The 25,622-nt window shown below is 39.0% G+C and carries 29 protein-coding genes and 2 pseudogenes; 6 read left to right on the plus strand and 25 right to left on the minus strand.

What is annotated here, in order from left to right:
* Positions 1 to 14: 14 nt before the first annotated feature.
* From ftsA to mraZ, 17 genes and pseudogenes are all read right to left on the minus strand, one after another.
* The gene (ftsA, locus tag MKP09_RS24670) at positions 15 to 1,394 is read right to left on the minus strand and encodes a cell division protein FtsA (RefSeq protein WP_240833400.1); all 1,380 of its coding nucleotides are present in this window, start codon (positions 1,392 to 1,394) and stop codon (positions 15 to 17) included.
* A gap of 148 nt (positions 1,395 to 1,542) precedes the next feature.
* The gene (locus MKP09_RS24675) at positions 1,543 to 2,283 is read right to left on the minus strand and encodes a hypothetical protein (protein WP_240833401.1); all 741 of its coding nucleotides are present in this window, start codon (positions 2,281 to 2,283) and stop codon (positions 1,543 to 1,545) included.
* Positions 2,283 to 2,516: a cell division protein FtsQ/DivIB gene (locus MKP09_RS24680; RefSeq protein ID WP_240833402.1), complete on the minus strand. Its 234-nt coding sequence runs from the start codon at positions 2,514 to 2,516 to the stop codon at positions 2,283 to 2,285. The genes MKP09_RS24675 and MKP09_RS24680 overlap by 1 nt, the downstream gene beginning before the upstream one ends.
* Complete coding sequence (locus MKP09_RS24685; protein ID WP_240833403.1) at positions 2,507 to 2,761, minus strand: hypothetical protein; 255 nt, start codon at positions 2,759 to 2,761, stop codon at positions 2,507 to 2,509. The genes MKP09_RS24680 and MKP09_RS24685 overlap by 10 nt, the downstream gene beginning before the upstream one ends.
* A 2-nt stretch (positions 2,762 to 2,763) precedes the next feature.
* Positions 2,764 to 3,498, minus strand: a complete 735-nt coding sequence (locus MKP09_RS24690; protein WP_262915712.1) for a glutamate ligase domain-containing protein — start codon at positions 3,496 to 3,498, stop codon at positions 2,764 to 2,766.
* Entirely contained in the window at positions 3,489 to 4,148 is a 660-nt protein-coding gene (locus MKP09_RS24695; RefSeq protein WP_262915713.1) for a Mur ligase domain-containing protein, read from the minus strand. The genes MKP09_RS24690 and MKP09_RS24695 overlap by 10 nt, the downstream gene beginning before the upstream one ends.
* Positions 4,145 to 5,236, minus strand: coding sequence for an undecaprenyldiphospho-muramoylpentapeptide beta-N-acetylglucosaminyltransferase (gene murG / locus MKP09_RS24700; RefSeq protein WP_240833404.1), 1,092 nt, complete (start codon positions 5,234 to 5,236; stop codon positions 4,145 to 4,147). The genes MKP09_RS24695 and murG overlap by 4 nt, the downstream gene beginning before the upstream one ends.
* Positions 5,229 to 6,152 (minus strand): FtsW/RodA/SpoVE family cell cycle protein, encoded by a 924-nt coding sequence (locus tag MKP09_RS24705; protein ID WP_262915714.1) that lies wholly within the window; start codon positions 6,150 to 6,152, stop codon positions 5,229 to 5,231. The genes murG and MKP09_RS24705 overlap by 8 nt, the downstream gene beginning before the upstream one ends.
* Positions 6,153 to 6,154: 2 nt before the next feature.
* The gene (locus MKP09_RS27140) at positions 6,155 to 6,541 is read right to left on the minus strand and encodes an FtsW/RodA/SpoVE family cell cycle protein (RefSeq protein WP_262915715.1); all 387 of its coding nucleotides are present in this window, start codon (positions 6,539 to 6,541) and stop codon (positions 6,155 to 6,157) included.
* Positions 6,542 to 6,582: 41 nt separating this feature from the next.
* Entirely contained in the window at positions 6,583 to 7,923 is a 1,341-nt protein-coding gene (murD, locus tag MKP09_RS24710) for a UDP-N-acetylmuramoyl-L-alanine--D-glutamate ligase (protein ID WP_240833405.1), read from the minus strand.
* 71 nt (positions 7,924 to 7,994) lie between these two features.
* A complete protein-coding gene (gene mraY / locus MKP09_RS24715) occupies positions 7,995 to 8,957 on the minus strand; it encodes a phospho-N-acetylmuramoyl-pentapeptide-transferase (RefSeq protein WP_394801140.1) in 963 nt (320 codons plus the stop codon).
* A gap of 388 nt (positions 8,958 to 9,345) precedes the next feature.
* Positions 9,346 to 10,772, minus strand: a pseudogene (locus MKP09_RS24730) (UDP-N-acetylmuramoyl-L-alanyl-D-glutamate--2,6-diaminopimelate ligase).
* A gap of 60 nt (positions 10,773 to 10,832) precedes the next feature.
* A complete protein-coding gene (locus MKP09_RS24735; RefSeq protein ID WP_240833410.1) occupies positions 10,833 to 12,374 on the minus strand; it encodes a penicillin-binding protein in 1,542 nt (513 codons plus the stop codon).
* The gene (locus tag MKP09_RS24740; RefSeq protein WP_240833411.1) at positions 12,371 to 12,826 is read right to left on the minus strand and encodes a hypothetical protein; all 456 of its coding nucleotides are present in this window, start codon (positions 12,824 to 12,826) and stop codon (positions 12,371 to 12,373) included. Before MKP09_RS24740 ends, MKP09_RS24735 begins: the two co-directional genes overlap by 4 nt.
* Before the next feature lie 178 nt (positions 12,827 to 13,004).
* Entirely contained in the window at positions 13,005 to 13,340 is a 336-nt protein-coding gene (locus MKP09_RS24745) for an FtsL-like putative cell division protein (protein ID WP_240833412.1), read from the minus strand.
* A gap of 56 nt (positions 13,341 to 13,396) precedes the next feature.
* Positions 13,397 to 14,341 (minus strand): 16S rRNA (cytosine(1402)-N(4))-methyltransferase RsmH, encoded by a 945-nt coding sequence (rsmH, locus tag MKP09_RS24750; RefSeq protein ID WP_240833413.1) that lies wholly within the window; start codon positions 14,339 to 14,341, stop codon positions 13,397 to 13,399.
* Positions 14,342 to 14,434: 93 nt separating this feature from the next.
* Entirely contained in the window at positions 14,435 to 14,881 is a 447-nt protein-coding gene (gene mraZ, locus MKP09_RS24755; RefSeq protein WP_240833414.1) for a division/cell wall cluster transcriptional repressor MraZ, read from the minus strand.
* A gap of 354 nt (positions 14,882 to 15,235) precedes the next feature.
* Here mraZ and MKP09_RS27145 point away from each other — a divergent pair, with 354 nt between their 5' ends.
* Positions 15,236 to 15,682, plus strand: a complete 447-nt coding sequence (locus tag MKP09_RS27145) for an S-adenosylmethionine:tRNA ribosyltransferase-isomerase (RefSeq protein WP_262915717.1) — start codon at positions 15,236 to 15,238, stop codon at positions 15,680 to 15,682.
* Positions 15,683 to 15,719: 37 nt separating this feature from the next.
* Positions 15,720 to 16,496 (plus strand): S-adenosylmethionine:tRNA ribosyltransferase-isomerase, encoded by a 777-nt coding sequence (locus MKP09_RS27150; protein ID WP_262915718.1) that lies wholly within the window; start codon positions 15,720 to 15,722, stop codon positions 16,494 to 16,496.
* Between the two features lie 256 nt (positions 16,497 to 16,752).
* Here the strand turns inward: MKP09_RS27150 and trxA are convergent, their stop codons facing one another.
* The gene (gene trxA, locus MKP09_RS24765; RefSeq protein WP_240833415.1) at positions 16,753 to 17,073 is read right to left on the minus strand and encodes a thioredoxin; all 321 of its coding nucleotides are present in this window, start codon (positions 17,071 to 17,073) and stop codon (positions 16,753 to 16,755) included.
* Positions 17,074 to 17,242: 169 nt separating this feature from the next.
* Positions 17,243 to 18,498 (minus strand): annotated as a pseudogene (locus tag MKP09_RS24770) (nucleoside permease).
* 142 nt (positions 18,499 to 18,640) lie between these two features.
* Here MKP09_RS24770 and MKP09_RS24775 point away from each other — a divergent pair.
* Both MKP09_RS24775 and MKP09_RS24780 read left to right on the plus strand, forming a co-directional pair.
* Positions 18,641 to 19,351 carry a hypothetical protein gene (locus tag MKP09_RS24775; protein ID WP_240833416.1) on the plus strand — a complete coding sequence of 237 codons (711 nt, stop codon included), beginning with the start codon at positions 18,641 to 18,643 and terminating at the stop codon, positions 19,349 to 19,351.
* 28 nt (positions 19,352 to 19,379) lie between these two features.
* Positions 19,380 to 19,724, plus strand: coding sequence for an avidin-fold protein (locus MKP09_RS24780; RefSeq protein ID WP_490355062.1), 345 nt, complete (start codon positions 19,380 to 19,382; stop codon positions 19,722 to 19,724).
* Positions 19,725 to 19,739: 15 nt separating this feature from the next.
* Here the strand turns inward: MKP09_RS24780 and MKP09_RS24785 are convergent, their stop codons facing one another.
* Positions 19,740 to 20,018 (minus strand): type II toxin-antitoxin system RelE/ParE family toxin, encoded by a 279-nt coding sequence (locus MKP09_RS24785; protein WP_240833418.1) that lies wholly within the window; start codon positions 20,016 to 20,018, stop codon positions 19,740 to 19,742.
* A 4-nt stretch (positions 20,019 to 20,022) separates the two neighbouring features.
* The gene (locus MKP09_RS24790) at positions 20,023 to 20,316 is read right to left on the minus strand and encodes a HigA family addiction module antitoxin (RefSeq protein WP_240833419.1); all 294 of its coding nucleotides are present in this window, start codon (positions 20,314 to 20,316) and stop codon (positions 20,023 to 20,025) included.
* Positions 20,317 to 20,428: 112 nt separating this feature from the next.
* Here MKP09_RS24790 and mqnE point away from each other — a divergent pair, with 112 nt between their 5' ends.
* Both mqnE and MKP09_RS24800 read left to right on the plus strand, forming a co-directional pair.
* Positions 20,429 to 21,577, plus strand: coding sequence for an aminofutalosine synthase MqnE (gene mqnE, locus MKP09_RS24795; protein ID WP_240833420.1), 1,149 nt, complete (start codon positions 20,429 to 20,431; stop codon positions 21,575 to 21,577).
* A gap of 162 nt (positions 21,578 to 21,739) precedes the next feature.
* Positions 21,740 to 22,168: a CBS domain-containing protein gene (locus MKP09_RS24800; RefSeq protein ID WP_240833421.1), complete on the plus strand. Its 429-nt coding sequence runs from the start codon at positions 21,740 to 21,742 to the stop codon at positions 22,166 to 22,168.
* Positions 22,169 to 22,310: 142 nt separating this feature from the next.
* On the opposite strand, the gene MKP09_RS24805 is transcribed toward MKP09_RS24800, so the two are convergent.
* From MKP09_RS24805 to MKP09_RS24815, 4 genes are all read right to left on the minus strand, one after another.
* A complete protein-coding gene (locus MKP09_RS24805; protein WP_240833422.1) occupies positions 22,311 to 22,892 on the minus strand; it encodes an alpha/beta hydrolase family protein in 582 nt (193 codons plus the stop codon).
* A gap of 109 nt (positions 22,893 to 23,001) precedes the next feature.
* Positions 23,002 to 23,994: an aspartate kinase gene (locus MKP09_RS24810; RefSeq protein ID WP_317235498.1), complete on the minus strand. Its 993-nt coding sequence runs from the start codon at positions 23,992 to 23,994 to the stop codon at positions 23,002 to 23,004.
* A complete protein-coding gene (locus MKP09_RS27155) occupies positions 23,883 to 24,323 on the minus strand; it encodes an amino acid kinase family protein (protein ID WP_262915719.1) in 441 nt (146 codons plus the stop codon). The genes MKP09_RS24810 and MKP09_RS27155 overlap by 112 nt, the downstream gene beginning before the upstream one ends.
* 176 nt (positions 24,324 to 24,499) lie before the next feature.
* Positions 24,500 to 25,588 carry an Ldh family oxidoreductase gene (locus tag MKP09_RS24815; RefSeq protein ID WP_240833423.1) on the minus strand — a complete coding sequence of 363 codons (1,089 nt, stop codon included), beginning with the start codon at positions 25,586 to 25,588 and terminating at the stop codon, positions 24,500 to 24,502.
* Between the last annotated feature and the right edge of the window lie 34 nt (positions 25,589 to 25,622).

The raw sequence follows: 25,622 nt of genomic DNA on the forward strand, positions 1-25,622 counted from the left end.
GCTGACGGAAAAAATTATAAATGTCCGTCTTCCTCTTCGGCAAACATTTTAATAATACCGTCTTTAAACTTCTGCCAGAAGCCTTCTTTAAGCGGCCGTCTGTTTCCCGTTTTTACAGGTCCTGATTCGGCAGCCTCAACCAATTCTCCTTCCAATTCTTCCGGAGATTTTTTCAAATCGTTTGGAACTTCCACATTGATAAAGCTTTTCTCAAATACCTTACGATTATTTTCATAATCGTCGCAGCCTTTTAAAATCAGCCCCAGGCAAGTTGAATAAGTTGGCTTAGCCAACTCCTCAATGTGGCCGGCAGCCAAATGCTCATTGGGCAAACCAATACGAGCCGGCATACCAGTTACGTATTCTGTAAGCTGAATCAAATGCCTTAGTTGAGAACCGCCACCCGTTAAAACGATACCTCCGTTTAGCTGGCGATTGTCCATACCAATTTGTTTTAAATGGTAAGTAACAAAATCCAGTATCTCACTCATGCGCGCCTGTATGATGTTTGCAAGGTTTTTAACGCTGATTTCTTTTGCTGGCATACCGCGCAAACCAGGAATAGTGATATATGCATTAGCTTTTGCTTCGTTTGCCAAAGCGCTACCAAACTGCGTTTTCATTTGTTCTGCCTGGCTTTTTAGAACACCCAAACCAGCTTTAATATCGTTGGTTATGTTTTCACCAGCAAAAGGAATTACTGCAGTGTGACGTAATACACCTTCTGCAAACACAGCGATATCAGTTGTTCCACCGCCAATATCTACAATCGCAACACCAGCTTCCAGATCTTCCTGTGCCATTACTGCTGCAGCCGAAGCAAGCGGCTGCAACACCAGATCTTTAGTGCGCAAACCAGCTTTCTCAACACTTCTGTTAATGTTGCGAATAGCATTTTTATCGCCGGTAATGATATGAAAATTAGCGCCCAGCTTAACGCCGCTATAACCAATCGGCCTTACAATATTGGGCATATTATCAATCGTATATTCTTGCGCAATAACATCGATGATCTGGTCGCCGGCAGGAATATATGTTTTGTATTGCTTACTAACCAGCAAATCCACTTCAGCCGGAGTGATCTCTTCTTCCTCATTTTCGCGAACAATATCTCCGCGTGTTTGAAGGCTTTTGATGTGATGGCCTGCAATGCCCACATACACATCGTTAATGTTAAGATTTGGATTTAAAGAAATACAATTGTCTAAAGCCTGATTAATTGCCTTAATAGTTTCATCAATGTTCAGTACCTGTCCGTGCTTTACTCCATTGCTATTGGCTTTACCAAAGCCAAGTATCTCCAGCTTGCCAAACTCGTTCTTTCGCCCGGCAATAACCGCGATCTTGGTGGTACCAATATCAAGGCCTACAATAATGGGTTGTTCGGAATTCATAGTATATCGTTTTTTAGTTGTTTTATATGTTCAATTATTTTTTCGCCTTTGTGTTCAACTGCTCACCCCTTTTTCTTCGCAGCGGTTTTAGTATTGGATGTTACCTTCGCTTTTTTCGAAGCCTCTTCTTTCTTAGTAACAGCTTTTTTCACTTCTTTTTTAGATGCACTTTTAACCGTTTCATTCTTCTTAGCGCCCCCTTCTTTATACCTGTTTTTGATTCGTCTTTTTTTGTGTCCGTTTTTTTAGCTACAGGTTTCTTTTCACTCTTTTGTTTATCAGTATTATTTTTAACCGTGGGCTTTACTTCTTTTGCTGGCGTCGATTTAGCAATTGCAGCGGCAGCGGTCACTTCCTGCTTCTTGTCATCAGCCGGCTCGTTATTTTGTAAATACTGTATAGAATCTTCAGAAACATCGTTTCCCTGATAGATCATTTGTGCTTCAGCTGATGTGTCTATCTGTAATACGCCATCATAATTCAATGATGGTGCCACCTGTACCATTTCATTATATTGTCTTGATTGCTGTAAGAGGTTTTCAATATTTTTTCTTAATTGAATCGAATCCACCTTTGTATAATTGCCTTCAACACCAATTACCTGGCCACTGTATTGCACGTCTATTTTTTGATACTTATCAAAACCTGTACGTTTCAATACCTGATCATAAAACAAATACAGTCTGTGAAACTTAGAAGCTATATCTGAACCATCGCCAAGGTCTACTGTATGGTTGCCCACAACCGGAACCATTTCCATATTCCAGCAATCCTGACCACAATTATTAATGCCAAGTTGTGCCACCTGCGCACTCCAAAAAGGATCACTGTTTATAAAAGATGCAGTTGCAATTACATTTTGAATTAATGAACTGTCCGCTCCATTCATTACTTTTTTGACGGAAAACCAGTAAACACAGGCAGATCCAAACTTACCTTCTCTGACAAGGGAATATGTTTTCCGGCTTCATCAATATAAAAAGATTCACCTCGATCTGTGAAAACCCTCGCCAATGGCTTACGTTCAGTAACATTTGCATGAAGGATATCATTATTATCAAAATAAAGATCAGCGTTATAAACCCATGAGCTCTGTTCCAAAAGATCTTCTATCAATGGCAAATCAAAGTCTGATTTGCGCTGACCTTTATATCTCCTTTCATTGCTGTTTTCAACAATTCAACAATATTTTCTTTTGAAGTAAAAAGCATACCGTCTTTGAATCCTTCAATCTCGATGTTGTAGCCTTTGCAAACGTTGGCTTCCTGTACACGCATAGCTGCTGTAACAACAGTAACCATACCTGCAGCCACACCTAACCACATCAGTGTTAGAAAAAATCTTTTTATGGCTCTTTGTTTTCTCACTTTTACTTTATTAAAATCTGTTTTATAGGCTCTACTAATTTATGGATATCACCTGCGCCTGCGGTAATGATTACTTCTCCAAACTCTTTGTTCCTGCTATTTGAGAAATTTTCAGTCCATTTCAAAAGCTCTTCTTTACTTAACAAAGACTTTGTTGGGCTATCCAATTTTTCAAGGATTATATTGCTTGTTACACCTTCGATCGGCAACTCTCTTGCAGGATAAATGGGTAACAAAATGACGTTATCTACCCCACTTAGCTCTTCTGCAAATGCTGCAGCAAAATCCCGTGTCCGACTGAATAAATGAGGCTGAAAAATTAGTGTGCATCTTCTTCCGGGGAACAGCGATTTTGCACCATTTATCAACGCTTTCAATTCTTCTGGATGATGTGCGTAATCATCAACAAAAATCAGGTCAGGTTGATTGATAATATATTCAAACCTTCTTTTTACACCTTTAAAACCGGCTACTGCTTCTTTTATTTTTTGCTCTTCAATTTCCAGGCTATCTGCAATTCCTATCGCTGCCATCATATTCTCCACGTTATGCATTCCGCCCATGTTCAGTCTTATATCGTTTATAACCCGGCCGCTCAGAACTGCATTGAAATTGTATCCACCGTCCTTTATCACTATATCGGAAGCATGTATATCGGCGCTTTCATTTTGCAGGTTATAGGTAAGCGTTCTATCTCCTATCATCTGTCTTTCTAAACCAAACCTTTTTAATAGCAAACCGTCTTTTTTATTTTTCCAGCAAACTGCCTGAAAGCATCCTTAACATTTTCTTCATTTTCATAAATGTCCAGGTGATCCGCATCCATAGCAGTGATCACCGCTACGTCAGGGCTTAGCTTTAGAAAACTTCTATCATATTCATCGGCTTCAATCACGCACACATTGTTGCTACTGCTCCAGAAATTAGTACCATAATTGGCCGAAATCCCACCCAAAAAAGCATTACACCCAAAGCCGCTATCACGCAGCAAATGCGCTATCATAGTTGATGTAGTGGTTTTACCATGTGTACCCGCCACGCAAATATTAAAAGAGCTTTCGCTGATGATCTGTAAAATATCGCTGCGTTTTACTACCGCATAACCTCCATTCATGTAATAAAGCAACTCCTTATGATCTTTTGGAACAGCTGGCGTGTACACGACATAATCTGCATCCTTTGCAATAAGATCCAGGTCTTCTTCATAATGAATGTTAGCTCCTTCATGCATTAATTGACGAGTAATCTCAGTTTCGGTCTTATCGTATCCACTAACATTCTTGCCAAGAGATAAAAAATATTTTGCAATAGCACTCATGCCAATACCGCCTATTCCTATAAAATAGACAGACTGAACATCATTAATATTTTTATGTGCTATACTCATTCTATTGTTTTCAATACTTCTGTTGCTACTCTTTCTGCAGCGTTTGTAATAGCCAACTGAGAAAGATTATGACTTATTTCATTTCTTTTATCCGCATTGGCCGCCAGCTCAATGGCCATCTTAACTACTTTAGTTTTTGCGTCAGCATCCTTCACCATCAACGCTGCATTTTTGTTCACCAGTTGCTGTGCATTTACAGTTTGATGATCTTCGGCAGCAAAAGGGTACGGAACAAAAATGGTTGGCTTATTTGTCACACATATTTCAGCCACTGTCATGGCTCCCGCTCTGGCTATAACTATATCGGCAGCGGCGTATGCCATTTCCATATTTGAAATAAAAGTATTAGCCCATACTTCCTTATGTTCTGCTGCTTTTTGCGCAGCTTCTTCAGCGAGACTTTTACCGGTTTGCCAAATGATTTGCAAACCAGCTTTTATTAATTCATCGATACCTGCCAATACAGCTTCATTAATAGATTTCGCACCAAGGCTACCGCCCACAACTAACAATGTTGGCTTATTGTGCTCCAGTTCAAAAAAGTTGATTGCATCATTTTTATCAATCTTAGATTCTACAATTTCCTTTCGCACCGGATTACCTGTTACCATTATTTTTCCGGCCGGAAAAAATTTTTCCATGCCATCGGTTCCTGTAAAAATTTTGCTGGCACCTTTACCTAACATCTTATTCGCCTTACCAGCAAATGAATTAGACTCGTGAATAAAAGTCGGGATGCCTTTTGCTTGTGCGTGTTTTAATACAGGAAAAGTGGAGTACCCACCAACACCAATTACGGCATCAGGATGAAACTCACTAAATATTTTTCTTACCTGAAAAAAGCTTTTAATGATCTTAGCAGGTAACCCAATATTTTTAATCAAAGAACTACGATTCAATCCTGCAATGTCTATACCTTCAATCCGAAAGCCGGCCTGAGGTACTCGTTCCATCTCCATCTTTCCTTTCGCACCAACAAATAAGAACTCAACATCAGGCTGCTGCAACCTGATCGCATTTGCGATAGCGATAGCAGGAAAAATATGCCCGCCAGTACCGCCGCCTGCTATGATGATTCTTTTACTCACTTTCTTGTTTCTCGTTTTTTTCGTTCATTTCAGAAGACGCAACCTTCACCGGCTCCAGGTTTTCTACGTTTCGTGATACACTAAGAATAATACCTATTGCAAGACATGTAAATAAAAAGCTTGAACCGCCCATACTTACCAGCGGCAGCGTAACACCTGTTACAGGAAACAGATTTACAGTTACTGCCATATTTGCCAATGCTTGTATTGCCAACGTAAAACTCAGTCCTAAAGCCAGGAACGCGCCAAAGGCAAATGGACATTTTTTAAATATCCTAATACATCTATATAAAAAAACCAGATACACAAACACCAGAAATGCACCACCAATTATTCCATACTCTTCGATGATGATCGCAAATATGAAATCATTATATGCCTGAGGAAGATAATCACGGGTTGTGCTGTTACCAGGACCTACACCAACAAAACCACCTTTTGCAATAGCAATTTTTGCCTGGTTTACCTGATACATTTCATCCGTATCAGCTTCTTTACCGCCATATATAAAATTCTCAACCCGGTTAACCCATGTGCCAACACGTGCGCCAAGCCTTCCAGACTTTTTAGAATCAGTTGCTACATGCTCCGTTGCAGCTGGCTCTGCGACCCTATCTGAACTATGTTTCGCGACTGCCGCAATAATCAGCATTGTGATGGGAATCAATGCCACGCCTACCACCATTAATAAATGCTTTGTATTGACCCTACCTATAAACAATAAGATCATACAACTGGCGCCCAGCAATAATGCTGTAGATAGATTTGCCGGTGCGATAAAAAGACAGGTTATACCAATAGGAATAATAACTGGCAAAAATCCTTTTTTAAACTCTTTAATTACCTGTTGCTTTCTACTTAGCAATCTTGCGAGATACATGAACAGCGCAAGCTTCGCTAAATCGGAGGTTTGCATGGTCATGTTAATAAGTGGCAAACGGATCCAACGGCTCCCTCATTCATTTTTACACCAAAGAACAACGTGTAGAATAATAAAGGAATACTTAGCAAAAACAATATCCATGCAAGCTTGGAGTAAATAGTGTAATTGACTCTATGCGCAAAATATACTACCGCAAAACCCAGCAATATAAACATCACCTGCTTTAAAAGATACACTTCTGTATTCCCTTTGTAATTCTTATATGCCAAAGAACCTGTAGCACTGTAAACTGCTAAAAGAGATACCAGCGTTAGCAATACAACTAAAGCCCAGATCACTTTATCTCCACGTGTATGGCGATTTAAATTCTCCCGCCAGTCCGTTGAGGAAACACTACTTGATATTTCAGTTGTTACAGACATTTATTTTTTGTTCATGGTTCATAGTTAATAGTTCATCGTTTCTACAAATCAATTACTGCTTTCTTAAATTGCGCACCTCTATCTTCATAATTTTTAAAAAGATCGAAACTGGCGCAGCCTGGACTTAACAACACCACGTCTCCTTTTTCCGAATAGCCGAAAGCCGCAACCACAGCTTCTTGTGCGCTGGCAGTATCAATAACTACAGACACCGCGCTGTCGAAAGCCTCATGTATTTTTTGGTTATCTACGCCCAAACAAACAATAGCTTTCACCTTTTCTTTTACCATGTCCGTTAGCAAGCTGTAATCATTTCCCTTATCCACACCGCCCAAAATCAACACCGTAGGTTTATCCATACTCTCTAATGCATACCAGGTAGAATTAATATTGGTAGCTTTACTATCATTGATAAACTCCACTCCGCGAATAGTTGCCACATGTTCCATCCTGTGTTCCAGGTTTTGGAAAGTTTGCACTGCTTCGCGAATTTTTTCCTTGCGAATCTCCATTGTAGTTCCAGCCAGGCAACCCGCCATAGTGTTGTATTGATTATGTTTACCCTTTAATGTAAAGTCGTACACGCTCATTGCCATAAAATCATCGCCGGTTCTAACGTACATATCGCCATCCTTAATAAATGCTCCGCTGTTTTCGTGTGCCATACTAATTGGTAATTGTTTTGAGTTAATTTTAAATTGATCGATATATTCCATTGTCACTTCATCGTCCATATTGTAAATGAAGTAATCGCCTGTCTTTTGATTCTTTGTTATGCTGAATTTACTCCTGATATAATTTTCGAATTTGTAATCGTAACGATCTAAGTGATCTTCTGTAATATTTGTCAACACTGCTATATCAGGCCTGAACTCAATAATATCATCTAACTGAAAACTGCTAACCTCAACTATATAAACCGGCTTAGGGTCCAGCGCCACCTGCTTTGCAAAAGACTCCCCAATATTACCAACCAGCGCTGCATCAAGTCCAGCTGTTTTAAAAATGTGGTAAATCAACGAAGTGGTTGTGGTCTTTCCATTACTTCCTGTTATGGCTACAACTTTACTATCGCCTTTATACCTGTAAGCCAATTCTATTTCACTAATAATTGGAATTCCCTTTTTGCGTATCTGTATTATCAACTCATTTTTCTCAGGTATGCCTGGACTTTTCATTACTTCATCAGCCTGCAAAATTCTATCAACACTATGCTGACCTTCTTCCCACTCAATGCCAGCAGCATTTAATTCGTTACGATATACTTCCTTCAAAGAACTACCATCAGACAAAAAAACTTTATACCCTTTTTGTTTGGCCAACACCGCCGCACCAACTCCGCTTTCGCCACCGCCAAGTATCACCAACAGCCTCTCCCCCAACCCTCTCCTCCGGAGAGGGGAGAACTTTGGCTATTTAAATTGACTTCAACTTTTTCCACCGGATTTAAAAATTATCTAAGCTTTAAGGTTACTACACATATCACCACTAATAATATCTGTACAATCCAAAACCGCGTTACAATCTTCGCTTCATGATATCCTTTCTTTTGATAATGGTGATGCAGTGGGCTCATCAAAAAAATTCTTCGCCCTTCCCCATACTTTCTTTTAGTGTATTTAAAATAAAACACCTGGATCATCACACTCAAATTCTCTACTAAAAAGACACCGCAAAAAATAGGTATCAACAACTCTTTGTGTACAATAATTGCCATCGCAGCAATGATGCCGCCCAGTGTTAAACTTCCTGTATCGCCCATGAAAACCTGCGCCGGATAAGAGTTGTACCACATAAAGCCTACGCAGGCTCCTATCATCGCTGCCAGAAATATCGACAGCTCGCCCAGGTTGGGTATGTACATAATATTCAGATAATCTGCAAAGAGCAGGTTCCCACTTGCATAAGCAAAAATGCCAAGCATCACACCAATGAGCGCAGACGTACCCGAAGCCAAGCCATCCAATCCATCCGTGATATTTGACCCATTGGATACCGCAATAATGATAAACGTAACGATCAGAATATACAGCACCCAGGTGTATGGCTTCAAAGCATCGGGCAACAATTTTGAATAATTAAACTCATGGCTCTTTACAAATGGAATGGTTGTGATCGGCTCTTTAGATTCTACAAAATACTTCGGATTACCATTTACCGTTTTAGTAATAACTCCCGGATTGGAAGGGTTGCCGGTATATTCTCTCCATATTTTTACATTACTATTAAAATATAAAACAGAGCCTACCAAAACACCTATTCCTACCTGGCCCAAAATCTTAAACCAACCGGCCAGCCCGTCTTTGTCCCCCTTTTTATATGCAGCGCCCTGTTGCTGCGCTAATCTTTTTGCACGCAGTTTTAAATAATCATCAATAAAACCAATGGTTCCAAGCCAAAGCGTAGCCACTAACATAAGGATGACATAAACTGTATTCAGGCGGGCAAACAAAAGTGTTGGAATGATAATCCCAAGAATGATGATGATTCCGCCCATCGTTGGTGTGCCTTTTTTGCCTGCTCACCTGCCAAACCCAAATCGCGCACGGTTTCACCGACCAATCTTGCACGCAAAATGTTAATCAGCTTTTTACCATATATAAGTGTAATAGTTAAAGCCAGCAACACCGCCATCATAATGCGGAATGTCTGAAACTCCATCAACTGCCTTCCGGGGAAATTGATGCCCTGCTGCTTAAACCATTCAAATAAGTGATATAACATAATTTAATTTGCCAATTTGCCTATACAATAATGTAATAATGAAAAGCCAAACGTTTTCTCAATTCACCATTCACTATTGACTATTTCCCTAACAACTCAAACATTTCCTTTACTACTTCCTTATCATCAAAGTGATGTTTTACACCATTTATTTCCTGGTACTTTTCATGCCCTTTACCAGCTACCAATACAATATCTTCTTTATTAGCTAGGCTGATAGCTGTTTTTATAGCTTCTCTTCTATCTGTTATTGATATACATTTTCTTCTTGCGGCCGTGGGCACGCCAGCTTCCATTTCTTTAATAATTTCACCGGCATCTTCAAAGCGGGGTTATCACTTGTAAATATTACCTTATCACTTTGTTCGCAGGCTACTTCCGCCATTACCGGACGTTTTGTTTTATCACGATTACCGCCGCATCCAGCAATAGTTATAACCTGCTCAAAACCTTTCTTCAATTTTCTGATAGTCGCCAGCACATTTAACAATGCATCAGGCGTGTGAGCGTAATCTATAATTGCAATTATTTTTTCAGAAGGTGAAATCACGTATTCAAACCGTCCTTCAGCACCATTCAATACACTTAATGTTTGCAATACTTCATACTTATCATGTCCAAGGCAAATAGCAGCACCATATGCTGCCAACAGGTTATGCGCATTGAATTCACCGATCAAACGGAAATGAACTTCCTGCTCATCAACTACCATATGCAAACCCATAATACCGTTGTCAAGTATCTTTCCTTTAAAATCGCTTACAGTTTTTAGCGAATACGTTTTGACTGTAGCATTTGTATTTTGAACCATTACCACTCCTCGCCTGTCGTCGATGTTGGTAATTGCATATGCCTTTTTAGGTAAAGTATCAAAGAACAATTTCTTTACGCGGATATACTCATCGAATGTTTTGTGGTAGTCCAAATGATCGTGCGAGATATTGGTAAAAATGCCTACTTCAAATTCAAGACCTGCAATGCGCTGTTGATTGATAGCATGAGAACTGACCTCCATAAACACATGCGAGCAACCCTCATCAACCATCAATTTCAATAACTGGTTTAGCTGAACTGCGTCTGGCGTTGTATGTGTAGCAGGTACAACCTGGCTTCCAATATGGTTTTGAACTGTGCTTAGCAAGCCACATTTATATCCAAGGTTACTAAACAGTTGATACAAAAGTGTAGCCACTGTTGTTTTACCATTGGTACCTGTAACACCCAGCAGTTTTACTTTAGAAGAAGGGTTCCCATAAAAATTATGAGCGGTGATTCCCGCAGCAACTGCGCCATTACTTACTTGGATGTAAACTATTTCGGGCTTTTTTATTTCAGGCAATATTTCACAAACAATAGCTATAGCTCCGTCTGTAATTGCTTTTTCAATGAACTGATGGCCATCTGTTGCTGAACCTTTTAATGCTATAAAAATATTTCCGGGTTGAATATTCCGGGAGTCAATACAAATGCCTGTAATATCAATATCAGTATTTCCTGATACTGACACTAAACTGGCTTTATATAAAACATCCTGTAATAACAACTTCGGTATATTTAGATTTTATAATTAAGTAAGATTTAAAACAATAGGCTGCCCCTTTTTAAATGATTCGCCAGGTGTAATAGACTGACCGGCTACTTTGCCACTACCTTTTACCTTTACACGTAAACCCATTTCTTCCAGTAGTTTAATGGCATCTCTTAAGCCCATACCCTTTACATTGGGAACCAGATTGTCTCTTACTATATTTGTTTTTAAAATTCTTTTATAATTTGTAGCATACATGGAAGCCCAACTATTTTGCCGGATAGAATCAACGTAAGGCATCTCCAAATAACCTAACACGTTTTTGATAGCGTTTGAGCTGCCAGCATAGAAGTAACTGGTGCTATCTACTGCACCTTCATATTGCTTTGGCGTTTTTCTCTCAACATACATGGAGTATATTTTTGTAGCAATTTCTCTAAACACCGGCGCTGCCAATTGACCACCATAGTATAAACCAGAACCAGCCCTTGTTCTAACCACAACGATACAAGAATATTGAGGGTTGTTTGCAGGGAAATAACCAGCAAACGAAGCTTGATATATCCTACTCGAATATCCTATACCACGATCAGCAACTTGCGCAGTTCCAGTTTTACCAGCTACCAGAAAGGGCATATCTTTAAATACTCCTTTCCCAGAGCCTTCCGTGATCACAAGCTTGAGCGCATTTTGAGCAGCCTCTAATGTAGCAGGTTTACATATTTGCTGTTCTAAAACAACAGGCTCGTTTTCCTTTACAACAACTCCGTTATTTCGAACACTGTTTACTAAATAGGGGCTTACCATCGTGCCATTATTGCCTATTGCATTGTACAAAGTCAACAACTGCATAGGGCTTACGTTTATAGCATAACCAAAAGCCATTGTCACCAAATTCATTAAACCGCCATGACTTGTTTCTAATGGCGCTGCGTAGGGCCGGGGAACTGAAGAAAGATCAATGGGCGATTTTTTTGTAAGATGATATTTTTCCAAATACTCTTTAAATTCAGTTGGTTCTTTACCAAAAGCTTTAAGCGCAACTTTACCCATACCAATGTTAGAACTATGTGCTATACATTCTTCAATTGTCAACACTGGCTTGGGCATTCTGTGTGCATCTGTAATAGGCCTTGGACCAACCTGCATACGTGCTGTACTCCCTACTTCAAATAAATCTCCTGGCTTAACAGTTCCCTTATCTAATGCCGCTAAAAAACTCACGATCTTAATAGTTGAACCCGGCTCCGTAACCCTTAAAGCATAATTATCATTTTCCCAATAAGTGGTGTCGTTGGGATTACGGCCTAAATTTGCAATAGCTTTAATTTTACCCGTTTTCGTCTCCATCACTATTGCTGTACCATACTCTGCATGCACAGACTGCACCATGCGCAGCAAAGCAGTTTCTGTAATATCTTGCATATTTACATCCAACGTAGTATAAATATCTCTCCCATCTTCGGGTTCCACCTGAAAGCCTTGTACCGGAACTGCTCCACCGGAAATATACCTGACAAGGCGCTGTCCGTTTTGTCCTTCTAACAAACTGTCGTAGCTCATCTCCAGGCCTACGTTCATTTTTTTACTTTGCCATCGCTGTTGACATACTCACGGCTTAAGCCAATAGTTCTGTTAGCCAACAATCCAAAAGGTGCAATGCGCTTGCTGCTTTGCTCTACAATAATGCCGCTTTTATTTTTCCCTAACCTGATCAATGGAAAATCGCGAAGCGCTTTATAATCTTCGAAAGGAAGTTTTCTTTTAAGAGAATAATACCTGTTTCCTTTTTTATACGCTTTATCAAATTCAGCCTTATATTCCTTAGCGGTCTTATCTCCGAAGTAATCTGCCATTGCATGTGCAAATGAATCAATGTAAGTATGATATACTTTTCCACCTTTATAAATCAACCCATCTGCCTTAAAGTCCATGTATATATCAAACTGCGGCAACGAAGTGCTAAGCATCTGACCATCTTCACTAAATATGGTACCTCTGTCTGCATTGATCTCAACGATCTTCTGATGCATGCTTTATCGCCCATGCTTCGCCAGTGCTCTCCCTGAAATTTCTGAATAACAATTGCTTTACCCAGAATCATTACAGACAGAACCACTATGCCTATAAAGCATAGATATACGCGCCATAATATATCCTTCTTTATTTCCATACTTCAACTTCTTTCGAAGAGTAACGTTCTAATTTTTTTTATTGAACATTCGCTATATAATCTTCAAGCGAATCTTTAAGAACATAAGGTGTTTCATTTAGCTCACTTAAACCCAGCGGCTGCAATGCTTTTGACAACTCACTTGGCTTACTGCGGAACATCACTTCGCTTTTAAGGCTTTTATATTCCCACTGCAACTCCTTTACATCTTTCGCCATTGCATTTATTTTTCTAACCGTCTTATCTGCAGTGTGGCCATTATATATGTAAACGACAGCAAGAAAAGCAAGAAAGAAAAGAAAAGGCACCTGTTTTACTATTGACTGATAATTCAGCCACTTTTTCCAATTTACCTTTGCTTGTTTTTCCTGCATGATTTCGGATTTCTGATGTCTGATTTATGATTTTCGAAATTGTCAACTTTCATCTGTCACTTCCTTTCTGCTACCCTTAGCTTAGCACTTCTTGATCTTGAATTTTTCCCTACCTCTTCCTGATTTGCGATCAGCGGCTTTTTTGTGATCACTTTAAATACCTCTTCTCTTTTTATGTTCGTAAATGGATTGTCCACCACTTCTTCAAAACTTCCTTCTTTAAAAAAATTCTTAACCAGCCTGTCTTCGATGGAATGAAAAGTAATAACAGCTAATCTTCCACCGGGATTTAATAACACTACTGATTGCTCTAACATCTCTTTCAATACCTGAACTTCTTCATTAACCTCCATTCGCAAAGCCTGAAAAACCTGAGCGAAATATTTGTTAGGATTTCCTTTCACAACCTCTCTTAACGCATTCTTAAATCCATCAATAGTTTTAAGTGATACCGAATTGCGAATAGAGACAATTGTTTTCGCAAGCGTTTTGGAGTTGGTCACTTCCCCATATTGTTCAAATAACTTATGCAACTTTGTTTCAGCATATTGCTGCACTATATCAAATGCAGTTACAGATTGCCTTCTATCCATCCTCATATCCATATCTGCATTATACCTTATACTAAAACCGCGATCCGCTTCATTAAACTGATGGCTGCTTACACCCAAATCAGCAAGTATACCATCTACCTTTTGCACATTCTCTAACCGGAGAAACCGTTGGATATGTCTGAAATTTTGCTGGATAAAAATTACCCGCTTATCATCCGGCACATTTCTTTTCGCATCTTCATCCTGATCAAAAGCATACAGCCTTCCCTTTGCGTTCAACTTGCTTAATATTGCTGCTGAATGACCGCCACCGCCAAATGTGCAATCCACATATACCCCATCGGGCTTAATAGCCAATCCATCTATTGTTTCATTCAGCAATACAGGGATATGGTATTCAGTTGACAAGGAATCTTCGCTTTTTATATCATCCTTTTTCTTTGGCATACCCTTTCAACTTTTAAACCCGGACGCTACGCATCCGTCTATTTTAGTTTAGCTCCTACGGAGCTTTTCCATTTCAACTTTTCAACCAGTCAACTAAACTCCCATCACCTGGCTTGCTAAATCGCTAAACGATTCCGGCGAGAAAGCATCAAAGAACTCTTTGTATTTGGCGCTATCCCAAATCTCCATTTTATTACCTGCCGGCACTAACACAATATCTTTCTGAAGCGAAGCATATTCTTTCAATGTTGGTGGTAATAAAATGCGGCCTGCGCTGTCAGGCTCTACCAAAGTAGCTCCGTTTAAAAAGTAGCGCTTAAACTGCCTTACCTTTGGATCAAAATCATTCAAAGCATTGATCTTTTCCGCAATTGGCTCCCAGGAACTTAACGGGTAAAGACTTAAGCATTTTTCAAATCCTCTATTAATGACAAACTTTTCCCCATCTCCTTCCACCAGCTGCTTTTTGAAACCAGCTGGTAAAAGAAAGCGGCCTTTGGCGTCAACCGTAGCCTCAAACTCACCGAGGAAACCTGTCATAAATATTAATTAATAAACTAAACTAACACAAAGTAACACTTTTTCCCACTTTAATACCAAATTTTAGGCTTCTTGATTTATCCACAAATTGAAAAAGAATAAAACCCTTTACTGTAAAGAGTTTTAGCGGATTTCAAGACATTTTCACAATAAAACCATGTTAATACAATGTGGATTACTCAACCGAAAAAGTTAATAAGGCAGAAAAACTGTGATTTTCGGTGATTTTGAAGGCAAATACGGTTGAAAATCTGGAAATTTGCTGCGTTTGTGCGATCAGACATGTACATAAGTTGAAGTGTGCGACGCAAGACTGCCGATAGAATTACTGCTGCTGACCACAAAAAAAATTAAATGAATCCAAAAAGCCTATCAATAAAGGATTATACATACGATCTTCCCGATGAAAAGATCGCATATCACCCCTTACAAAACCGGGACGATGCCAAACTTTTGATTTATCATAACAAAGACATCAAAACAGATATTTACAGAAATATTGCCGAACATATTCCAACAAATAGTTTAATGGTCTTTAACAACACCAAAGTGGTGGAAGCAAGGCTGTTGTTTCAAAAAGATACCGGCGGCATTATTGAAATTTTTTGCCTTCAACCCCATGAAATGTATGCTGATATTACTTCGGCTATGAACAAGACAGGAAGTGTAAAATGGCTTTGTCTTATTGGCGGTGCATCAAAATGGAAATCCGGGCAAATATTGTCTTTATCTTTTTCAATAAATAATAACCCATACACATTAGAAGCACATTTTATTGAAAAAGAACAGACTGCTTTGTGATTGAAGCTGGAACGGGGCATTTAGTTTTGCTGAAGTATTGCATAGCGCCGGGCATGTACCGCTTCCTCCATATATAAAAAGAGTAGACGAAAAAAGTGATAAAACCCGCTACCAGACAGTATTTGCAAGATTTGATGGATCAGTGGCAGCACCAACTGCAGGCTTGCATTTTACAAATGATGTACTGACATCACTTTCTCAAAAAAACGTCGCTACTAGTTTTGTAACGCTACATGTGGGAGCTGGCACGTTTAAACCTGTGAAAGCGGAACTCATGCAGGAACATGAAATGCATTCGGAGTTTATTGAGGTTGACCATGAATTGATCGAAGAACTTATTGAACATACCGGACCAGTAGTGGCGGTAGGAACAACATCGTTACGAACTCTGGAAAGCCTTTACTGGCTTGGTGTTAAGCTCATAGAAAAACAAAAAATCTTCAATAATGATCTTCCATTTGTTGATCAATGGGAAGTGTATGAAGAAAGAAAACATCCTGCTAAAAATGATGCATTGAAGGCTGTACTTGATTTTCTGAACAGCCATAATATAAATAAGCTGGTAGCTAAAACACAAATTATTATTGCGCCGGGTTACGATTTTAAAATGATCGACGGCTTAGTCACCAATTTTCATCAACCTTCTTCAACCCTTCTTCTGTTAGTAGCGGCATTGGTTGGCGACAACTGGAAGCGCATTTATAACTATGCACTTTCAAACGATTTCAGGTTTTTAAGTTATGGTGATGGGAGTTTATTATGGAAAGCCTCCCTATTTCACACAACGAACGCAAAGGATACAATGAAACAATGATTTTAGATCTGCTGTTTAACTATCGTTGAATGAGACGGGGTTAAAAAAATCAACGACCCAGTTTGAAGAAATTTTCACACAAAGTTCGCAAAGAATGATGCCTTTCCTTCGCCAATGAAGAGCGCAAAGTTCGCCTTCGGCAAAGTTACGTAGCAGCGGCTGCTAAACGTTGTGAAAGAGAGCAGAAAAATAAGATTACGAAAATAGGAAACCCCGCACGGGCGGGGTTTCTAAAAACAATAAACAAAACTAAAACTTAGTTAAGATGTGATTCGATCTTTTTAACAAAATTACCTTTAGGCTGCGCTCCAACTAATTTGTCTACAACCTGCCCGCCTTTAATAAATAAAATAGCAGGAATAGAAGTAATGCCATAATCCATAGAAACCTGAGGGTTTACATCAACATTTAATTTGCCAATGTTTACTTTTCCATCATATTCTTTGGAAAGCTCTTCAATTACCGGGCCGATAGCGCGGCAAGGGCCACACCATTCTGCCCAAAAATCTACTACAGTTAATTTATCTGAATCTAAAACTTCAACCTGGAAGTTTGCGTCGTTAAATTCTTTTGCCATTATTAGATAGTTTAAAAAAGTTTGAAATAATTTAATGCTAAGTGAACAACAAATTTAGGTCCTAGAATTAAATAACAGCAATTGTGGCATTTTGTTGTGAAGAAAATGTCAATTCAAAAGTTTCAATACTGACAATTTTCCACTAACAACTGTTATGGAATGTAGAAACTTAATGAGTAGTAACACTTAAACGCTCCGGCTGATGCTTATGCCTGAAAAATAATGCAAAGGCGATGGCTACCACCAATGCATAAATAGCAAAGCCCAGCCAGATGCCTTGCCAGTCTTTGTCACCATCGATAGTTGTGAAAAACTGATCAATCACTACTCCGCTTATCATACTTCCCATTACAGCTCCTATGCCATTGGTCATCATCATAAAAATTCCTTGTGCACTTGCCCTGATCGACTCGCTGCTTTCTGTTTCGACAAATAAAGAACCGGAAATATTAAAAAAATCGAAGGCCATTCCATAAATAATACATGACAAAATAATCATCCACAATCCTTCTGCAGGATTTCCATAAGCGAATAACCCAAATCTCAACACCCAGGCGATCATACTAAACAGCATCACTTTTTTAATGCCAAAGCGGCGAAGCATAAAAGGAATGGCCAATATAAAAAGTGTTTCCGAAATCTGCGATATCGACATAATGATCGCCGGATATTTTACAGCAATAGTATCTTTATACGCATCTACTTTTGCAAAGTCGTGCAAAAAAGTATCGCCGTAAGCATTGGTTAATTGCAAAGCTGCACCCAATAACATAGAAAATACAAAAAACAAAGCCATTTTCCTGTTTCTAAAAAGAGAAAAGGCATCGCGTCCCATACGAATGCCGGCCTCTTTATTACCGGCTCCTTTCAATGGTGGCGGGCATTTGGGCAAACTAAAAGCATAAAGCCCTAATACTAAAGAAGCGGCGGCAGCTACATAAAATTGCCCTGCCGATTTTTCCAGGTGCGTTAAGCTCACCACCCACATAGCAGCAATAAAACCAATGGTTCCCCAAACTCTGATAGGTGGAAAGTCTTTGATTACATCTTTTCCTGAAGTTTTGAGCGCCGTGTAAGAAACAGCATTCGCAAGGGAAATGGTTGGCATATAAAAGATCATATTAATGAACATGATGAAAAAAACGCACCCGGGCTATTCACCATTGGTATCAAAAACAATACGATCGCTCCCATTAAATGACAAAATCCTAAAAGACGTTCTGCATTAATAAAACGATCTGCAATCAGTCCCATAACTGTAGGCATAAAAATCGCTGAAAAACCCATAGTCGAGAAGATAGCGCCAAACTCGGTGCCGCCCCATTGCTTGGTTTGAAACCAATAAGCACCAATCGTAATAAGCCATGAACCCCAAATAAAAAACTGTAAAAAGCTTAAAACAGTAAGTCTGAGTTTTATCGACATATATTTACCCCCATCCCCTAAAGGGGAGATTTATGAGATTGAATAAAAATATAACCGCGAAACGAATCTAAATAAATTTCTAACATCAAACCAAATACAATCAGAATCAATTCCTAAATTGTATAGCCAAATACAATCATCAATGAGCGAAAAATTAGATTTACTGATTGAATATTATGCTGAGGAAATGGCAACACTTCAGCAATTGATGGATAAAGAGATTGAAATTGAAAACAATTATTTAGCGGCAAGCTGGTATCAACAAGGGTTTTATAAGGCGAAACATCAGTATGATTTGCTCAATAGTTTTAAAGATTCACCCTTCTCAGAAAAAGAGCGGGCATTAAAGCGGATAGATGAAATTAAGATCAAACTTGAAAATTGCGAAGAAGGAGATCCTGAACATTTCAAGTTTTCTACACTACTCAGTTTTGCAGAGGAACAATATCAGACACAAATTCTTCCTGCCTCAATAGAAATGGAAAACACGCAACCCGATGGACTGGATCAGGCACTAAAAAAATTATTCAACAAAGAAATTAAAGGCTTTGACCTGGTTATCAACAAAAGGACCAACTTTCGGTTTAAAATAACACGTAGCGTAAATAAGGTCTTTGTGACCCTGCCTGACATTAACTCGCTTAAAAAAAGTGGCAGGCTTGATGATTTTGATATCCGAAGTTTGCAACAAATAGGCTTTGTATTAAAATCAAAACCTTTGCGGCTTCTTAACAAATTCTCATTAAAAAATAAAGAAGAGATCAATAATATAAAAACCTTCTTATCGCGTTGGTATTTCAGTAGGTTCGGCTTTGGTATTGGTCAAACATTGGGCTATATTGAAATGTATTGAATTCATTAATGGTTTTAAATTTTCATAAATGGGCTCGTTCAATTACAATAATAAAATATTTAAACCAATGAGTAACACCGAAAACGGTGAAACTTCAAGCAATACTATTTTCAAATACTCACAAAACGGCAATATCTTAACTGCAATTTACAGCGGCGGTAAAATAAAATCCGGGCACCTTATCGGGCTGGTAAATGAAAAGGGCGAAATTGATATGCGGTATCACCAAGTTAACGAAGAAGGAATTTTGATGACGGGTATATGCCATTCCATTCCTGAAATATTACCTAACGGAAAAATAAGATTAAACGAAACCTGGCAATGGACTTCGGGCGATTTATCAAAAGGTGAGTCTGTAATAGAAGAAGTCTAAACGCTTAGGCTAGCATTAATGGTAGTCCATATAGTCAACAAGGTAAACATCTCCATCCAAAAACTCAAAAACAATACGCCAGTTAGCTTTTACGGCAACGGCCCATTTCCCCCTTAAATCGCCTTTCAAAGCATGAAGATTGGCGCCGGGAAAATTAATATCATTGATCAATACCGAGGCATCTAAAATGTCTAATATCAATCCAATTCTCCTGATCTGGTCAGCCGGTAATTTAGAACTGTCGCCTTTTACCCAATAAAGCTTTAAGCCTTTATGCTGAATGCTCTTTATCATTCGATCAGGCTATTGCTTTTATATCCTCTTTGAAATTTTTCTCAGCCAGCCACAGGTCATAATTTCTTTGCAGATTAAGCCAAAAAAGAGGACTGGTTTTAAATGCTTTACTTAATCGCAAAGCCATTTCAGCAGTAATTCCCTGTCTTCCATTCAATAGTTTATTTACGGTTATCCGAGTAACACCGATATTTTCTGCCAGGTATGAATTAGTAATACCTAGTGGTTCTGCATACATTTCTCTCAAAATAATCCCTGGATGTTCGGGAGCAATACCTCTTTTTAATTCAGCATTCATAAAACATTTTTATATATAGTGTAAAGATACAGTTTACAAGTAAAAGATGAAAAATTTTAAACCTTCCCCCTAAAAAATCCGTTTTATCTTTGCACCTAATTTAATTGAGCAGATGACTGTAAATACTTTACCCAACGTTAATAACGATCTTAAAAAAATAGCAGACAAAATTTATAACGGACAAAGAATTAGTGATACCGATGGTTTATATCTTTTTGAGCACGGCAGCCTTGCCTTTGTTGGAGCCTTAGCCAATCATGTGCGCGAGCAAAAACATGGCGATACCACTTATTTTAACAGGAACTTCCATATAGAGCCAACAAATGCCTGCATTTACTCCTGTCACTTTTGTAGTTATAGTAAATTGTATGCACATCGTGATGAAGCCTGGGAACTTTCTCTGGAACAGATGATGGACATCGTAAAAAAATATGATAATGAACCTGTAACAGAAGTTCATATTGTAGGTGGTGTGCACCCAAAAATGAACCTGGAATTTTTTGCAGAATTATTGCGCAACATTAAAGCCCATCGTCCAGAATTACATATTAAAGGTTTTACGGCTGTTGAGCTTGATTATATGTTTCGCAAGGCGAAAAAAACAGTGTTGGAAGGCATGCAATATTTAAAAGATGCCGGGCTTGAAAGTTTACCAGGCGGCGGTGCAGAGATTTTTGCGCCTGAAGTAAGGGAACAGATTTGTGCTGATAAAATTGACGGCGCTGGCTGGCTAAAAATTCATCAAACAGCACATGAATTAGGAATGCAATCAAACGCAACCATGCTTTTTGGCCATGTAGAAAATTACGAACACCGAATAGATCACATGCGCCAACTGCGCGATTTGCAGGATCAAACAAATGGCTTCAATACATTTATTCCTTTAAAATTTAGAAATGGCGATAATGACATGAGCCATGTGTCAGAATCATCTTTGATAGAAGACATGAAGATGTATGCCATGGCGCGTATTTATTTAGACAATTTTCCGCATATTAAAGCCTATTGGCCAATGCTTGGCCGACAAAATGCACAACTGTCACTGTCATTTGGAGTGAATGATATTGACGGAACTATAGATGATACCACAAAGATCTATTCGATGGCCGGTTCTGAAGAGCAAACGCCATCTATGAGTACTGAAGAATTGGTGGTGCTTATTAAGCAGGCTAAAAGAAGGCCTGTTGAAAGAGGAACGCTGTATAATGTAATTAAAGATTACAGCGAGATAGTACATACCGATTTACCTTCATTGAACTAAAGGTTATCGACGTTAATGTGGGCTGATATATGCACCACAAATAAATGGTGCGACGCATGATCGATGCCATGTATTTACTGCTGGCTACATAAAATGCCGTCATCACAGATTTGCTCTTTATCCATTTATTGATTATATTAGCTTATATAAATCAAACCTAGTATGAGCAAAGTAGCCACCATTCTTGCCAGGAAGGGAAGCAATGCAGTTTCTATTCAAACAAACACCACAGTTTATGACGCACTTAAAATTATGTCCGATAAAAATATTGGATCGTTGATAGTGCTTGAAGACGGAAAATATGCAGGTATTTTGACAGAAAGAGACTATTCCCGAAAGGTAATTCTTCAGGGAAAACATTCTTCCGAAATAACTGTAGGAGAAATTATGTCAACCGATTTGCCAGACGTTAATCCGAGTGACACGGTTGAGCGTTGTATGCAGCTTATGTCTGATAAAAACATTCGCTATTTACCAGTATTTGATGGCGGAAACCTGGCTGGTATTATATCCATCAGCGATGTAGTTACAGAGACCATTATTCAACAAAAAGAAACAATCAGCCAGCTTAAAAATTATATCCAGGGATAAGGTGAAATGGCTTTATGATTCTAAATCATGAAGCACCTTATTGATTATTTCACTTATCTCATCTGCCTTTTTCATAATCATCATGTGAGTACCGCTTTTTATAATATGCGTGGGCTTAATGGCTTTTATCGGGAAAATCAGGTCAGCGTCGCCATGTATATGAATTATATTGTCCGGGCAGTTGGTGTTGCTCCAATTTAATATTTGGTTCAGCGCCCAAATCATATAATCCTTGTCTATAATGCGGCGGTAGTGATTGGCAAACTCCTGTTCCTCTTGTGTAAATGCCTAAGCGCTTGTTAGCAAGGGCGAAAAACCTTTCGTTTGCCTGAATACGCCTGATAGGAAAAATATGGTTTAGCTTCAACTTGCCAATCAACCTCCATTTTAGTGGCAGCTCGTTTGTATTCTTAACACTCGATATCAATATGATTTGCTTAACCGGCCTGTTTTTATCAATTTCCAATGCTACCATTCCTCCAAATGAAACACCAATTATAATAGGATTTTCATCCGTAATCTTTTCCGCCATTCGGGCAACGTATGCCTGATAAGTCTCTCTGGGCAAAGGTTTCAACCAATTTATAAAAACAAGTTCCGAATTTTCGATCTTTAAATTATCGAATATTTTTTCATCTGCCCCAAAACCTGGTATACAGTAAATCCTTCTTGGGGATGAAAGTTTTTTCTTTGCTTTTTTGAAAATTTTCTGCAGCCAGTTCACGTATTATTATTTTTATTTTCTTAATTAAATTTATAAAAACAAACTATACCAACAAAAATGCGAAGGAAAATTCCTTCGCACTATATTATATGTGTTAATTTTTCTGCTATTAACTTAGTCCAAACATTCCTTTATTTAATTGTTGCAGTAACTGAGTTTTATGTTCTGCCGCAACAAGTAAAGATATGTTATGCCTGCTTCCACCATACGAAACCATACGAATTGGTATGTTTCTTATCGAACCAAATAACTTCTTAATAATCTCTTCTGTTTCGTTGATATTGTGACCTACTACTGAAATAATGGTTTGCTCTTCATCTACTTCTACAGTTCCTAAAACTTCCAGTTCCTGAAGAATTAATTTTAAAAATTCCGGGTTGTCAATAGTAATAGACACGGCCACTTCAGAAGTAGTGATCATATCTATAGGCGTTTTGTATTTTTCAAACACCTCAAATACTTTTCTTAAAAAGCCGTACGCAAGCAACATACGACCGCTCTTAATTTTTATAGCAATGATATTATCTTTTGCAGCAACCGCTTTAACACCCGCCGATGCTGCTTCCTGGGTAATCAGAGTGCCTTTTGCTTCAGGCTCCATCGTGTTTAACAGGCGAACCGGAATTTTGTATTGCTGTGCCGGCCATATTGACGCAGGATGCAAGATCTTAGCACCGAAATAAGCCAGTTCGGCTGCTTCATCAAAACTAAGCTGCTCAACAGGCATTGTTTTATTTACAACACGCGGGTCGTTATTGTGCATACCATCTATATCGGTCCAAATCTCACAAACAGATGCATTGATTGCCGCCGCTACCAAAGATGCGGTGTAATCACTTCCTCCACGTTTTAAATTATCTACTTCTCCTCTCGCATTTCTACAGATATAACCTTGTGTTACGAGAATTTTTTTGTCTTTATGCTGATTAGTGATTTGGGCGAGGCGGGTTCTTATGCTACCGATCTGTGGTTCTTCATTTTCGTCGATACTCATAAACTCCAATGCAGGAAGCAAGGCATAAGATTCTCCAATCTCATCCAGGTAACAGCAAAATATTTTAGTAGAAAGTAACTCTCCTGCGCAAGCACATCCTTGCTCAATGCCTCGCTAAATGATATTTTCAGGATAATATTTAGAAAGTCAAAGTGTTCTTCAACAATTGCTTTTGCCTTATTATAAGCAGCTTCGTTTTTTAGCAGCTCCTTTATAAAATTGTTATAATGCTCTTGCAAAGCATTTATATTCTGCAAAGCAGTATGCCTGTCGTTAGCCGCAATATGATTACCAATAGTCACCAATGCATTAGTCGTTCCCGACAATGCAGAAAGCACTACCAGCGCAGGTTCTGTTTGGTTTTGTAGTAGCGATGCAATATGTTTCATGCGTTCTGGTTTACCAACGCTTGTACCGCCAAATTTCATTACTTTCATTCGTAAATATCTTTATTTAAAATCTGTAAAATAATTGGGTTGCAAATATACGGCAGCCATTTGTATCAGGTGAAAATTGATTGTTATACCAGCAATTGAATATGTGGCATCTTCGTTGCGTCGCAATCACTTTAACTTTAGAATATATGGCATCCAATATATACGACGATTATCCATCAATCCAAAAACCAGCCTATACCTAATTTTCCTGCCACCTGCTTCAGATCCGCAACAACAGTAGCCAACAATGGAATACCATTTTTACTTCTTTCTGTTTCCATTTCTCTTTCCGGATCGCCAGGCACTAATACCTTGTCATGGCCAGGTAAAGTTTTGGCTGTTCTAAAACCGTTGATCCAGTCATCCATATCTCTTTTAAATTCGGTAGCAGGCCTAAACGCATCTATGCGCATGGCACCGAAAAAATGGCCAATTCCCTTTCCCGGCTGCTTTTGGGGCATAGGTACGTAAGCAGGAAATGGGGGTACCCAGGGTGCGTAATTGGCTCCGCTTAATAATGCGGAAAAAATATCAACCATCGCCCCCAATGCATATCCTTTGTGGCTACCATGGTCACGGTCGCCGCCAAGCGGCAACAAGGCACCTCCTTTCTTTAAGATATTAGCATCATTACTTGGATTGCCATTAACATCCTGAACCCATCCATCGGGAGCTTGCTCATTTTTTCTCTGCAAAATTTCCAGCTTTCCATTGGCAGCAGTTGTTGTAGCAAGGTCCATCACAAAAGGCGGTTGATTTCCTGCTGGTGCTGCCATACAAATAGGATTGGTTCCTAACATTTTTGAGATTGAAAATGTGGGCGCCACCAATGGACTGGCGTTAGTCATTGACAAGCCAATCATATCGTGTTCTAACGCCATCATAGCATGTACCGCGGCTATTCCATAATGATTACTGTTTTGTACGCTTACCCAGCCCGTACCCACATTTTTCGCTTTTTCTATGGCAATCTTCATAGCCACAGGCGCAACTACCAAACCTAAACCCCGGTCTCCGTCAACAACAGCTGTGGAGGGCGTTTCATGAATAATCTTGATATTAGGTTTTGCATTAACTCTTTCTGCTTCCCACAACCTTACATAGCCGCTCAATCTTGCCACACCATGAGAATCTACTCCCCGCAAATCAGCTGACAATAACACTTTAGCAGCAGATGCTGCTTCCTCAGCCGGGCAACCCATTTTTGTAAATACTGCTATGGTAAATTCATATAATTTGTCGTAATAAAATGTTTGAGTCTCCATGGAAACAAAGAAACATGATTTTCTGAGAATTGAC

This window comes from Paraniabella ginsengisoli, from assembly GCF_022513635.1.
In the GTDB taxonomy this organism is placed as follows: Bacteria; Bacteroidota; Bacteroidia; order Chitinophagales; family Chitinophagaceae; genus Niabella; species Niabella ginsengisoli.